Below are 13,283 nucleotides of genomic sequence, written 5' to 3' on the forward strand. Positions count from 1 at the left end.
GGACTGCCGGACCGGGAGGATTCACGACAGCGGCGTAGTCGGCAACTGCGCGATCACCGTCTCGGCGCCGATTGTGCGCTGGCCGCGCTCGACGAGCAGTGTGCTCCCGGGCGGGAAGTAGGTATCGACGCGCGACCCGAAGCGGATGAGGCCGTACGTGTCGCCGATCGGAAGGGTGTCGCCGATCTGTGCGTCGCACACGATCCGGCGGGCGAGCAGGCCGGCGATCTGCACGACCACGACCTCGCACCCGTCCCGTGTTTCGAGCAGCATGCTGTTGCGCTCGTTCACTTCGCTCGCATCGGCGAGGTCGGCGGAGAGGAACTTGCCCGGCGTGTGCACGACCTTTCGTACGGTGCCGCCGACGGGGCTGCGCTGTACATGCACGTCCAGCACCGACAGGAAGATGCTCACCCGCGGGCGGGGCTCTGTGCCGAGACCGAGTTCGGCGGGAGGCGCTGCGGTATCGACGAGCGCGACCTCGCCGTCGGCGGGAGCCACGACGACGCCGACCCGGTTCGGCGGTACCCGATGCGGATGCCGGAAAAAGGTGGCTGTGGCAGCCGCAGACGCCAGGCCGGCGCGCCGCACCCACTTGTGGCGGCGGCCGAGAGCGGCTACCGCCAGGGGCGCGGCGACGAACGGGACGCCTCCGGGGTGGAGCGGCGGAATCACGTGCCGGACCAGATCGACGACGTGGGCTATACCGCTGGTGGGGGGTTCTCCGGCGGGGGACGGCTTACGTGCCACGGCTCCTCTTATGTGTCGCGTTCGGTGTGTCGCCACGGCCGGGGGCCGCGGGCTACCCGGCCGCAAGGCCTTGGGCTACCACAGGGTACGTGAGCGACGTCGGGGATGCGCGGAGCCGAAGCGTCAGACGGTGGCTCCGGCTTCGACCTCGTTCTTGATGCGTGCGAGGGTCGCGTTCATTCCCTGGATCATGTCGTCGTCGAACGGTTCGCTGCCCCCCAGAACGTATTTGATGAGGGTCTGCGACACCTTGCTGGTGCCCTGCGGTGCTTCGCGACGCTGCACGATCCGCGTTCCGGTCGCCGTGGGCTCCAGGGTGAACGACCAGATCGACCGGTTCTCGTTGATGCGGAACCGCAGTTCGCGTCCGGGTTCGAAGGCGATGACCTTCGAGGTGGTGGGCCACACGAGCAGGCCCTTCTTGTTGATGTTGATCGTTTTGGTGCCGCGCGCGACGGTGCCACCCCGAATGATCATTTTTCGGCACTGAGGGCTCCACTCGCCCATGCGCTTCAGGTCGGAGATCACACTCCATACGCGCTCGGGTGATGCGGCGATGTCGACGGTGGCTTCGAGGGTCTGGGACACGGGGGACTCCTGTGCTCGTCGGTTCGGTTCCGGTCTACCGGCGCCGATATCTGATACTTCCGGTTACAGATGTGCGTCGATCGTAGCGGACATTGTGTCGCGGGTCACCGGCGCGCCTCCGGGCGTGGCGACGTAGCCGGGTCATCGCAACCGCCGGTGAGGCGAAGGAATGCGCCGAGTTCGGCGAGCGCGTCGGGAGTTGTCGGAAGGTAGTCGGTCAGAACTCCCGATTGCACGACGATCGCGCACCACTGCCCACGCGACAGAGCCACGTTCAGCCTGTTCCTCGACAAGAGAAACGACATGCCCCGAGGAACGTCCTCGAGCGCAGACGCGGTCATCGATACCAGGACCACCGCCGCCTGTCGCCCTTGGAATTTGTCGACGGTTCCGACGGGGACGCGCTCGAGACCGGCAGCGGACAGTGCCGTGCGGATGGAGGCGACCTGCGCGTTGTACGGCGCCACGACGAGGATGTCGGCCTCGTCGAGGGGACGCGCCGGCATATCAGGGTCGCCCGTCCATGCAGCACCCAGCAACTTTTCGACCTGTCCGACGATTTCTGTGCTCTCCTCCTCGGAGCAGGTGGCGTTGCCCCGATGGTCGACCCGGACCGTGTGGACGCCGGGCAGCACCCCGTCGAGTGCCCGCGCGGACGTCACCTCTGTCTTGGACAGCAGTCTGCCGTCGTACGACAGGTCGGACACTCGCGCGCAGAGGTCCGGATGCATGCGCCATGTCAGCGACAGGAAGTAACCGCGCTCCGCGGGGAGTGCGCCGTGTCCTTCCGCGAGCCACCCGAGAGCGGATTCGTCCACCGCTTCCGGATGTGTCCCCTGGCTGACCTGGGGCAACTGCTGGGGGTCGCCGAGGAGCAGCAGGTTCTGTGCGGCGCGAGCGACCGCAACCGTGTTCGCCAGGCAGAACTGTCCCGCCTCGTCGACGACGAGCAGATCGAGACTGCCGGGCTCGATGCACTGCGGGTTGGTGAAATCCCATGCCGTACCGCCGACGACGCATCCACCCTCGCTCGCGTTCAGGTACGAGGCCACACTCCGGGCATCGGGCACCGCGGTCCACGCCGGGTCGGCGGTCTTGGTTTTGGCCTTCACCACCCGGTCTCCGGGGACGCCGGCAGCGACGATGCCGTCCAGCATGTTCTCGACCACCGAGTGCGATTGGGCGACCACGCCGATGCGCCATCCGTGTTCGCGCACCAGCGCTGCGACGACCCGCGATCCGGTGTAGGTCTTTCCGGTGCCCGGTGGGCCCTGCACCGCCAGGTACGACTCGTCGAGGTCGAGAACCGCGGCGGTGATCGCTGCCGCGAAATCGGCGTCCTCGACCTCGGGCAGTCCGGCCCCCGACCGGGTACGCGGCGGGATGCGGCGCAGCACGTCCACGGCCGCCGTGCGGGGGAGTGTGGGCAGTTGGTCGCACATTGCCGAGGCGGCCGATTCGATCGCAGCCTCGAGGCTGGTCGACGGGATCGGGCTTCCGGGCGTCACCGCCATCGGCAGCGACGAGTGCTCGTCGCGCTGCAGCAGTTCCTCGACGACGAGCACATCGTGGAAATGCGGGTCGACCGTCCGTTCCACCACCTCGGCGCTCGACCACGACCGAGTGCCCGCGCCTCCGCTGGGCAGTCCCTCCGGGCCGGGAGACTCGTACAGCAGGAACACCTTGTCCTTCGGCCGCAGTGTGCTTCCGGTATCGAAATCGCCGACGAGACGCACACGCCGTCGCAATTTTCGCTGTCGCGGCGTGGCCTTGTGCCAGTCGGCGTCGAGCGTGACCGACGACGCGATCAGGGTGTCGCCGGTGTCGGCCCATTCGTCCGCCGGCGCCGCCAGCCGATCGAAATGCGCCCACCAGAACGGTTTCCGCTCACGGCGGTGGTATCCGAGCGAGGCCGCCATGAGCGCGGCCGCTTGCTGGTCGTGGGTGCGATTGCCCGTCGTTGCGTCGCCCGCGTAGGCGAAAAGACGCGTTTCCTCCGGGCGCGGTTCGGCTTCCGGCCTCGCTTCATCGTGGACAGCGCCCGTCGGCGCGATGCCGTGTTCGCGGGCCCGGTCGAGCAGCCAGTTCCGCAATTTCACCGTGGAGACGCAATCGGCCTCGTTGTATGCGGCAATGGAGTCGAGCATCTGCTGCGCCCGATCCGACAGTCCTGCGTCGCGCAGGTCGCAGTAGTCGGCGTACGCGACGATCGAGGCACCGGCATCGACCACGTCTCCTCCGCGGCCGTCCATGTACAGCGGTTCGAGCTTCTTGATGCTGTACGACGATGCTCCGATCCGGATCGACCCCCGCACAAGGGGATACAGGTCGACGAGTACGCCGTCACGTAGGAGTTGGTCGACCGCGTCTTCTCCGGCTCCGTGCCGCCCGGCCAGTCGGAGCAACGCAGACTTCTCGTATGCCGCGTAGTGGTAGACGTGCATTCGCGGGTGTTTCCGGCGGCGTTCGGCGACGTACTCGAGAAAGTCGAGCAGCGCCCGTCGCTCGTCGCTGCGGTTGTGTGCCCAGAACGGGCGGAAGGCAAGGGTTCCTGCGCGGCCTTCGACGACTCCGAACAGATACTCGAGCCCCCAGTCCGGGTTGCCGTCCTCGCACCACAGCGGATCGCCTTCGAAGTCGAAGAAGATGTCGCCGTCGTCGGGTGCGGGAAGCGAGCCGAGAGGAGCGGCGTCGAATACCTCGGCGAACGGGGTACCCGTCCGCTCTTGCGTGAGCTGTGCCCTGGCTTGCGCACGCAGCGATCCGAATGTCCGGTGCGACAACCCTTCCACCGGCTCGCTCCGCGCGGCGAGGTCGTCGATGGTCGACACCCCGCCGGTGCGCAGGCGTGCGCGCTGGGTGGCCCGCATCCCCGCGACGAGCAGGAGGTCGCGGTGCGTCCGGAGATGTGAGCGGCACGTGTCGCATCGTCCGCAGGCAGTGTGGTGCCCCGCTTCCCACCGGGCGGGTGCGCCGGTGCGGCGGTGCTCGTCGACGAGTGTCTCCAGATGGGCACGCCGACGCTTGTATACCGGGGCGATATCGGCGTACGAGTGGGAGGACACGATTCCTTGACCGAGAATCAGACGGGTGTGCGTGGCGACGGGCACCCCGCTGCCCTCGAGTGCATCGGCGTACGCGGCGAGTTGCAGCAGCGCCTCGACCTTGGCGTGCCGGGAGAGCTTGGTGTCGTATACCGCGTAGGCGTCGCCTTCCCGGACGAGGAAATCGCAGAACCCGACGAGGCGCCCGTCGAAGAACGCGCCCTGGTAGACGACGGGGGCACCGTCCCGCACGGCCGAGAGGGTGGCATGGGCAGCCTCGGCCAGCCCACCTGTCGTGTACTCGGGGCGGGGGATCTCGACGACGCCCGACCCGTGTTCGGCACGGAAATCGGCAAGGATCCGCTGTTCGTGACGACTGCCGAGTCGCGCGGTGCGTTCGAGCATCGGATCGTCGGCAGCCGGGGTCTGCCGCGCGAGCCCGAGAACGGCGTCGAGTTCGCAGAGCACGGCGAACTCGCACGAGGCTGCGGCAGCGAGATCGCGGGCACTGTAGACCAGTACGTTGTCGAGCAGGAACATCGCGCCGCCTCCCCCGTGTGATGTCACCGACTATCGCAGAGACCGCCGACACGGTTGCCGTTGTGTCGGCGCCGTTGCGGTGAGAGCATCTATCCCAAAATGGAGAATACGATTCTTGGGAGGCTCGTGTGACGTCAGACGGAGTGGTCCGGCAGCAGCGGCGGGGTCGGGCGATCGCCATGACCGCAGAGGAGATCGACGCCTTTCTCTCGGAGGAGAGGACGTGCCGGGTCGCGACCGTCGGTAAGGACGGCAGTCCGCACGTGGCTCCGCTGTGGTTCGTGTGGGACGGGACGTTCGTCTGGCTCAATTCGGTGGTGCGAAGCCAGCGGTGGACCGATCTCGAGCGCGATCCGCGTATTGCCGTCGTCGTCGACGGCGGGGTCGAGTTCGGAGACCTGCGGGGAGTGGAGATCCGAGGCGCCGTACGGGCCGTCGGTGATGTGCCCCGCGGAACGGATCCGGATGGCACGCTTCACGGGGTCGAACTGGCGTTCGCCCGGAAATACACGGGCAGAGACGAATTCGTTGCCGACGGGCGGCATGCCTGGCTCCGGGTCACCCCCGAGTCGATCGCCAGCTGGGACTTCCGTAAGTTCCGCCGGGGCCACTGAGAGCGCGTACGTGCCGCAGGGCGTGCGCGTGCGACGGGCTCTCGATGCCGAGCACCGTTCGGGTGAGGAGTACGAGTCCCCACGGTCCGATCACCCAGATCGGCCACGGGTAGACCAGCGAGGTCGTGGCGAGCGAGACGAGTACCCAGACCAGGACGTTGATCGCGCCCACACTCGCCCATATGGACCACTCGATGCGCTGGTGTGCCGAAAGCCGGCGGCGGGAGCGGCCGGCCGCCGAGGGGCGTTCCGGCGACATGCTCACCGGAAGGCCGGTGAACTGTTCGCGTGCTTCGGCGACGGTGTCGGACGCGTAGATACGGGCTGCTCGCCGGTCGAATTCGTCGACCGTCAGGCGACCGGCGCCGACATGACGGACGAGTTCGTCGACGTACCGCGCGCGCTCGGGTTCTGATATCCGCAGATTCTCGGTGGACATGGGGTCCTCCAGGAGGATTCCGAGGGAGATTCCATTGTGGAATGTCGGTGTGTCCATGGTGGATATGCCACAGTGGAATGTCAACCCCTCGACGACAGGAAAAACGCATGGCCGGACGTCCCCTCAACGCCACAGCGGCGTCCCTCCTGGGGTTTCTCCACGAAGGCCCCAAAACGGGTTGGGACCTTGTCGCCACGGCGCAGGAGCGAATCGGGAAGTTCTGGTCGCTCACCACCAGCCAGGTCTATCGAGAACTCTCGGCGATGGAACGCGACGGCCTGATCGAAGCGGGAGAGACGGGACCGCGAGCCCGCAAGCCCTACGCTCTCACCGACGACGGCCGGCGCGCGTTCGCCGACTGGCTCGAGCGTGATCCCGGGCCGGAGAACATCCGGCATCCTCTTCTGCTCACCGTGGCTTTCGCCGAGCATCTGCCGGCGCACAGGCTGGTCGAGATCCTCGCCCACTATCGGGCCGAGCACGAACGGCAACTCGCCGAGTACGAACAGTTGCTGGCAAGCCACGTACTGCCGGACTATCCGGCCGCTACCGTCGAATTCGGCATCGCGTACGAGCGCGCTGTCCTGAGCTGGCTTCGCGGCATGGACGAGCGACTCGGCGGAGCGGTCAACGCAGCGGATCGAAATGCGCCGACAACGGATCCTGATGTCCGGTAATCGCATTCGCCAGCATCCGGCCCGTCATCGGTCCCAGCGCGACGCCCCACATGCCGTGCCCGCCCGCAACGAAGACCCGAGGTGAACGTGTGCCTCCGATCAGGGGCAGACCGTCGGCGGTGCAAGGCCTCGACCCCACCCACTCCTCGTGCCGCCGGTCCCAGTCGATCCGCGGCAGGAGCGGACGGGTCGCGTCGACGATCGCCGTGATCCGCCGCGGATCGAGCGGGGCGTCGGGACTGCGGAACTCCATCATTCCGGCGATGCGGAGCCGGTCGTGCAGCGGCGTGCACGCCACGCGCTGGGCAGGGAAGTAGACGGGATGGTCGAGTGGCTCCTCCGGACGAACGGTGAAGCTGTAACCGCGCCCGGCCTGCACTCGCGTGCGGACACCGAACGGACGCGCAAGCGCATCGAGCCGCGCTCCGGTTGCGAGCACGACGGCATCGGCGGCCGCCCGCCGCCCGTCCGCCGAGACGACCTCGACCGTGCCACCCGAGTCGCGTACCGCCGTCACCTCGTAGCCGGCCACCACCTCTCCGCCCCGGACGCGAACGGACTCGGCGAGCGCCGACATGAAGCGGGGCGGATCGAGGAACCGCTGCCCCCGGATGCGCAACCCCGCGCACACCGGGTCGCCGAGCGCCGGGGCCAGCGCGTGCAGGCTGTCCGCATCCAGCAGTTCGAAGTCGACCTCTCCGCCTGCTGCCCGTGAGTGGTCCAACTCCGTTATCAGGTGGTCGCGGTCGGATTCGCTCGTGAACGCGGCGAGGAACGGGTCTGCCTGCCGTGTCCGTTCGGCCACGCCGCCGGCTGCGAGGACGTCGTACGCCTCGGTTGCGATCCGGTCGGTGCGGGCGAAGATCTCCGCCGAGCGCTTCCAGCGCCGCGTGGTGCAGTGCCGGGCGAAATCCGCGAGAAACCGCAGAAGCCGCAGGTCCGTGGTGAAAGGCACGTATACCGGCGATGACGGCGTGAGCACCGAACGAAGCCCGTACCTCAGCACGGACGGTTCCGGCAGCGGCAATGTCAGTGCCGGGGCGAGCCAACCGGCATTGCCCCACGAGGCGTCGGCTGCCACGCCGGTACGGTCCAGCACCGTCACCTCGAGGTCGTGTTCCTGGAGGAACCACGCCGTCGACAGCCCGACCATGCCCGCGCCGACAACCACCACCCGACGAACTGCCATGACGCACTCCCGTCGTTCGAGTGACCCCGCCACCATGATGGACCCCGGCGGCGCGCGCCGCGAATCGCGGTGAGCAACGGGAGTGTTACTGCCGGGTAACGAGTTTCGTCGGAGACCGGTGTCGCGGGGGATTGTCGGTTACGGTCGGCGCAGTCCCACGCGCGAAGGGTTGTTGCCGATGCCGCTCTACGAATACCGCTGCGTCGACTGCGGTCCGTTCGACGTATCCGCTCCGATGAGCGCCGTCCGCCCCACCACCGCGTGCCCCGCGTGTGCCGCCGAGTCACCGCGCGCGGTGACCGCGCCACGACTCGGGCGCGGCCGCACGGCGGCGATGCGCGTGCTCGATTCCACCGCGCGCACCGCGTCCGAACCCGCTGTGGTGTCGGGTGCGATACCCGGTAGTCCGCGCACGCCACCGCGTCCGGTCACCACCGATCCTCGTCATCGAATGCTTCCCCGGCCCTGACCTGGCCGGAATACGGCTCGCACCCCCGGTCGCTCAGCCCCCGGTGCTCACTCCAGGAGGTTCCCTTGCCCGACGTCATCTTCCCGCTCGACTCCACTCGCAAGTTCACCGAGCAGGAGAAGATCGGCCACAACCGGTGGCACCCCGACATTCCGCCCGTCGCGACGGTCAAGCCGGGAGACTCGTTCCGGGTGCACTGCCGCGAGTGGTTCGACGGCGAGATCCACAACGACGACAGCGCCGACGACATCCGCAATGCTCCGCTGCACACCGTGCACGCGTTGTCCGGGCCGTTCGCGGTGGAAGGTGCGAAACCCGGGGATCTGCTGATCGTCGACATTCTCGACCTCGGGCCCATCCCGCAGGAGGATTCCGGGCCGCTCGCGGGACAGGGCTGGGGGTACACCGGCATCTTCGCCAAGCCGAACGGCGGCGGGTTCCTCACCGACCAGTTCCCCGACGCGTACAAGGCGGTCTGGGATTTCTCCGGTCAGACGGCAACGAGCCGGCATATTCCGCACGTGTCTTTCACGGGCATCGTGCATCCGGGACTGATGGGCACGGCCCCGTCGCACGACCTGCTCTCGACGTGGAACACCCGTGAGGCCGCGCTGATCGCGACGGACCCGGATCGTGTTCCGCCACTGGCGCTTCCGCCGGAACCGAACGGGGCGATTCTCGGTGCTCTGACAGGCCCCGAGTTCGATCGGGTCGCGGGGGAGGGCGCTCGTACCGCACCGCCGCGCGAGAACGGCGGCAACCAGGACATCAAGAACCTCACCAAGGGCAGCCGCATCTTCTATCCCGTGTTCGTCGACGGCGCGAATCTGTCGGTCGGTGACCTGCACTTCTCCCAGGGCGACGGCGAGATCACGTTCTGCGGCGCCATCGAGATGGGCGGGTTCATCGATCTTCGCGTCGACATCATTCCCGGCGGGATGACGACCTACGGCGTGAGCGAGAACGCGATCTTCATGCCGGGCAACACCGACCCGCAGTTCTCGGAGTGGCTGGCGTTCTCCGGAACGTCGGTGACGCTCGACGGTGAACAGCGGTACCTGGATTCGCAACTGGCGTACCAGCGCGCGTGTCTGCACGCCATCGACTACCTCACCAAGTTCGGTTACACCCCGGAACAGGCCTATCTTCTGCTCGGCGCCGCGCCCATCGAAGGCAGATTGTCGGGAGTCGTCGACATCCCGAACTCGTGCACGACCGTCTACATCCCGACCTCGATCTTCGACTTCCCGGTCTCCCCGAGCGTCGACGGCCCGTTCCGGATCGATCCCGGTGCGGGGGCGCCCCGCTCACCGGCGTAAACACGTCCTAAGATCCCGTTCGAAAGTTCTGCTGCCGAAGGGGACAAGAATGAGCACACACGTCGAACAGCGTGAGTTCCAGGCCGAAACGCGCCAACTGCTCGATCTGATGATCCACTCGATCTACTCCAACAAGGACACGTTCCTTCGTGAGTTGATCTCCAACGCCTCCGATGCGCTGGACAAGCTCCGGCTCGAGTCCTTCCGCGACAAGGATCTGCAGGTCGACACGTCCGACCTGCACATCGAACTCGCGGTCGACAAGGAGGCCCGCACCCTCACGGTCCGGGACAACGGCATCGGCATGACGCGCGACGAAGTCGTCGATCTGATCGGCACGCTCGCGCGTTCGGGCACCGGTGAACTGCGGCAGAAGTTGCGCGAAGCCAAGGACGCCGCCGCATCCCAGGAACTGATCGGCCAGTTCGGCATCGGTTTCTACGCCTCGTTCATGGTCGCCGACAAGGTCACGCTGGTCACCCGCAAGGCGGGCGAACCCTCGGGAACCAGGTGGGAATCGAGCGGAGAATCCACCTACACGATCGAGACCGTCGACGACGCCCCGCAGGGCACGTCCGTCACCCTCCACCTCAAGCCGGAGGATGCCGACGACCACCTCTTCGACTACACCTCGCAGTGGAAGCTCGAGGAGATCGTCAAGAAGTACTCCGACTTCATCGCCTGGCCGATTCGTATGGAGGTCACGCGCACCACCAAGGGTGAGGACGGTACCGACGAGGTCGGCGTCGAGACCAAGACGCTCAATTCGCAGAAGGCACTGTGGGCGCGCTCGCGGGACGAGGTGTCCGACGAGGAGTACACCGAGTTCTACAAGCACGTCGCGCACGCATGGGACGAACCCCTCGAGATCATTCCCATGCGCGCGGAGGGGACCTTCGAGTACCAGGCGCTGCTCTTCATTCCGAGCCATGCACCGTTCGACCTGTTCGCCCGGGAGCGGACGACAGGCATCCAGCTCTACGTCAAGCGCGTCTTCATCATGGACGACTGCGAGGATCTCGTTCCCGAGTACCTGCGGTTCGTCAAGGGTGTCGTCGACGCGCAGGACCTCTCGCTCAACGTCTCCCGCGAGATTCTGCAGCAGGACCGGCAGATCCGCGCGATCCGCCGCCGGCTCACGAAGAAGGTCCTGTCGACGGTCAAGGACATGGCGACGCAGGACGCCGAGAAGTACCGGACCTTCTGGAACGAGTTCGGCCGCGTCCTCAAGGAAGGCCTGATCTCCGATACCGACAACCGCGACACGCTTCTCGAGATCGCGTCCTTCGACTCGACGGCGAGTGACGACGAGCAGACGACGCTCGCCGGATACGTCGAACGCATGAAGGACGGCCAGGACGAGATCTACTACATCACCGGCGAGTCCCGGCAGCTGCTCGAAAGCTCCCCGCACATGGAGGCGTTCGCGGCGAAGGGCATCGAGGTGCTGTTGCTGACCGACCCGGTCGACGAGATGTGGGTGACGTCGGTTCCCGAGTACGACGGCAAGCCGTTCCGCTCCGTCGCCAAGGGCGAGGTCGATCTCGACACCGACGACGAGAAGAAGGCAGCCGAAGCCGAACGCGAGGAGCAGGAGAAAGAGTTCGGCGACCTCCTGACGTGGATGAAGGACACCCTCGACGAACACGTCAAGGAGGTGCGGCTCTCGTCGCGCCTCACGACATCGCCCGCCTGCATCGTGGGCGACACCTTCAGCATGTCGCCGGCGCTCGAGCGCATGTACCGGGCATCGGGCCAGCCGATCCCGCGAACCAAGCGCATCCTCGAACTCAACGCCGGACATCCGCTCGTCTCGGGTCTTCGCACGGCGCACGCGGAACGCAACGACGATCCCGCGCTCGCCGAGACCGCGGAACTGCTGTACGGGATGGCGCTGATCGCCGAAGGCGGTGAGGTCGAGGACCCGGCGCGCTTCACCCGGCTTCTCGCCGACCGCCTCGCCCGCACGGTGTAGTCGGGCCCAGGGGGGCGGTGTGATCGGGCCCGGGGGCGGTGCGGAACCGACGTCCGCTTCCGCCCCCCTGGCTCTGCCCGCCACGTCATCGATAGGGTCGGTTCATGAGTGACGTGGGTGGAGTTCTGTTCGACATCGAGGGCGTGATCGTCACCTCGTGGAAGCCGGTGCCGGGGGCCGCCGACGTGCTGGCCCGGTTGCGCGAGGACGGCGTGACCCGGGCATTTCTCACCAACACCACTTCGCGCACGCGCTCCGCGATCGCGCGCTCGCTCACCGATCTGGGAATGCCGGTCGATCCGGACGAAATAGTGACGGCCGCGGGACTCACCGCGGAATACGTCCGGCAGACCTACCCGGGTCGCCGCTGCTGGGTACTGAACGACGGTGATATCGAGGACGATCTCGAGGGCATCGTGCAGGACGACGTCGATCCCGAGGTCGTCGTCCTGGGTGGAGCAGGTCGTCATTACGACCACCGCTCGCTGAGCAGGGTCGCGGACCTGATGCTCGGCGGAGTGCCTGTCGTTGCGATGCACCGGGCGATGTCGTGGCAGACGGACGACGGGTTGCGCCTCGACACCGGGTCGTACCTCGCCGGGCTCGAGGAGTTGACCGGCCGGACCGCGGTGACGGTAGGCAAGCCCTCGATGCGCGGGTTCCTCGTCGCGGCGGACCTGATGGGCGCGGAACCCGACTCCATCGTCGTGGTCGGTGACGACCTCGCGGGTGAGGTGGTTCCCGGTCAGCGGCTCGGTATGACCGGAGTTCTGGTACGTACCGGGAAGTTTCGCCAGTCGGTGCTCGATCTCTCGGTCGACGAGCCCGACCATGTGATCGACTCGGTGGCCGATCTGCCGGCACTGCTCGACGCCCTCTGAGGACGCACGTCCACCTGTGAGGTGGTTCCTCGCGCCCGTCCGGTGTGATCGGTACCCTACCGCCGGGGGATCAGCCCTCACCGTCTCCTGTAGAGGCAATCCAGCGCAGAGGAGTGCTCTTTGTCCATTCGATCCTTCCGTTCCGTTCTCTCCGGCCGCCGTGTCGCACGCGCCGGTGTGCTCGTCGCCCTCGGCGTGGCGTCGGCCGCTTTCATGGGGACCGGGACCGCGGCGGCCGCTCCGGTGACGTGTCTGTCTCCGCCGTCCGCAAACCAGATCCTCGTCTCGGACGCCGCGAGTTGCGGCGCGACGGCCGCTCCGGGCGCCACGGCGCGCGCGTCGGCTGCCGACAGCGGCACCGCGGTGTCCGTCGCGGAGCGAGGGGGAGCTGCCGAGTCCCACGCAACCGGATTCGGCACCGCTCTCAGCGGGGCGGCCGACGGAGGCCGCTCCTACGCGTACGCGCTCGGCGGCGGGCTGAGTCATTCGTGGGCCGAGGGACCGGCCATGACGGTGTCGGTCGCGGGCTGGGGCTCGGGTGCGACCGCCGATACGACCGGCGTGACCTGCGTGGGTGCCCAGTCGTTCGCGGTCAACACGGCGACCGGTCAGTGGTGCGCCGTGGGTGTCGGTTCTACGCGTCGATAACTTTCTTCCGCGTTTTTCCGCTGCACTGTGACGGGGGTGGTGAGTGCCTGTAATCTTGCACTCACCACCCCCGAGTGCTAAGAATGCACTTAGCACTCGCAACACGTGAGTGCCAGGTCGGGACGGTGAGACCGGGAATAACGACACTCC

General features: G+C 67.2%; 12 protein-coding genes. 7 read left to right on the top strand and 5 right to left on the bottom strand.

Going from position 1 to position 13,283, the window contains the following annotated elements; all coding sequences use genetic code 11:
• Positions 1–21: 21 nt before the first annotated feature.
• The 3 genes from ACLQ3J_RS06375 to ACLQ3J_RS06385 all read right to left on the bottom strand — a co-directional run bounded on the left by ACLQ3J_RS06375 (position 22) and on the right by ACLQ3J_RS06385 (position 4,922).
• Positions 22–750 carry a phosphatidylserine decarboxylase gene (locus tag ACLQ3J_RS06375; protein ID WP_296550310.1) on the bottom strand — a complete coding sequence of 243 codons (729 nt, stop codon included), beginning with the start codon at positions 748–750 and terminating at the stop codon, positions 22–24.
• Between the two features lie 123 nt (positions 751–873).
• A complete protein-coding gene (locus tag ACLQ3J_RS06380; RefSeq protein WP_169619230.1) occupies positions 874–1,338 on the bottom strand; it encodes an SRPBCC family protein in 465 nt (154 codons plus the stop codon).
• 104 nt (positions 1,339–1,442) lie between these two features.
• Positions 1,443–4,922 carry a TM0106 family RecB-like putative nuclease gene (locus ACLQ3J_RS06385; RefSeq protein WP_425902754.1) on the bottom strand — a complete coding sequence of 1,160 codons (3,480 nt, stop codon included), beginning with the start codon at positions 4,920–4,922 and terminating at the stop codon, positions 1,443–1,445.
• Positions 4,923–5,101: 179 nt separating this feature from the next.
• Between ACLQ3J_RS06385 and ACLQ3J_RS06390 the strand changes: the two genes are divergently transcribed.
• Positions 5,102–5,536 (top strand): pyridoxamine 5'-phosphate oxidase family protein, encoded by a 435-nt coding sequence (locus tag ACLQ3J_RS06390; RefSeq protein ID WP_169619599.1) that lies wholly within the window; start codon positions 5,102–5,104, stop codon positions 5,534–5,536.
• On the opposite strand, the gene ACLQ3J_RS06395 is transcribed toward ACLQ3J_RS06390, so the two are convergent.
• Positions 5,481–5,975 (bottom strand): DUF1707 SHOCT-like domain-containing protein, encoded by a 495-nt coding sequence (locus ACLQ3J_RS06395; protein ID WP_169619234.1) that lies wholly within the window; start codon positions 5,973–5,975, stop codon positions 5,481–5,483. The two genes, ACLQ3J_RS06390 and ACLQ3J_RS06395, sit on opposite strands and share 56 nt — an antisense overlap.
• 107 nt (positions 5,976–6,082) lie before the next feature.
• On the opposite strand from ACLQ3J_RS06395, the gene ACLQ3J_RS06400 reads away from it, so the two are divergent.
• The gene (locus ACLQ3J_RS06400; protein WP_425902588.1) at positions 6,083–6,652 is read left to right on the top strand and encodes a PadR family transcriptional regulator; all 570 of its coding nucleotides are present in this window, start codon (positions 6,083–6,085) and stop codon (positions 6,650–6,652) included.
• On the opposite strand, the gene ACLQ3J_RS06405 is transcribed toward ACLQ3J_RS06400, so the two are convergent.
• Complete coding sequence (locus ACLQ3J_RS06405; protein ID WP_425902589.1) at positions 6,603–7,841, bottom strand: NAD(P)/FAD-dependent oxidoreductase; 1,239 nt, start codon at positions 7,839–7,841, stop codon at positions 6,603–6,605. The two genes, ACLQ3J_RS06400 and ACLQ3J_RS06405, sit on opposite strands and share 50 nt — an antisense overlap.
• Positions 7,842–8,019: 178 nt before the next feature.
• Here ACLQ3J_RS06405 and ACLQ3J_RS06410 point away from each other — a divergent pair, with 178 nt between their 5' ends.
• The 5 genes from ACLQ3J_RS06410 (at position 8,020) to ACLQ3J_RS06430 (ending at position 13,133) form a co-directional block, all read left to right on the top strand.
• On the top strand, positions 8,020–8,310 hold the full coding sequence (locus tag ACLQ3J_RS06410; RefSeq protein WP_425902590.1) for an FmdB family zinc ribbon protein: 291 nt from the start codon (positions 8,020–8,022) through the stop codon (positions 8,308–8,310).
• A 65-nt stretch (positions 8,311–8,375) separates the two neighbouring features.
• Positions 8,376–9,629: a formamidase gene (gene fmdA / locus ACLQ3J_RS06415; protein WP_425902591.1), complete on the top strand. Its 1,254-nt coding sequence runs from the start codon at positions 8,376–8,378 to the stop codon at positions 9,627–9,629.
• Positions 9,630–9,678: 49 nt separating this feature from the next.
• Complete coding sequence (gene htpG, locus ACLQ3J_RS06420; RefSeq protein WP_169651317.1) at positions 9,679–11,604, top strand: molecular chaperone HtpG; 1,926 nt, start codon at positions 9,679–9,681, stop codon at positions 11,602–11,604.
• Positions 11,605–11,708: 104 nt separating this feature from the next.
• A complete protein-coding gene (locus tag ACLQ3J_RS06425; RefSeq protein ID WP_169651316.1) occupies positions 11,709–12,485 on the top strand; it encodes an HAD-IIA family hydrolase in 777 nt (258 codons plus the stop codon).
• Between the two features lie 120 nt (positions 12,486–12,605).
• On the top strand, positions 12,606–13,133 hold the full coding sequence (locus ACLQ3J_RS06430) for a DUF6764 family protein (RefSeq protein WP_169651315.1): 528 nt from the start codon (positions 12,606–12,608) through the stop codon (positions 13,131–13,133).
• Positions 13,134–13,283: the final 150 nt, after the last annotated feature.

It is taken from the genome of Rhodococcus sp. DT1 (genome assembly GCF_049844875.1).
Lineage (GTDB): Bacteria > Actinomycetota > Actinomycetes > Mycobacteriales > Mycobacteriaceae > Rhodococcus.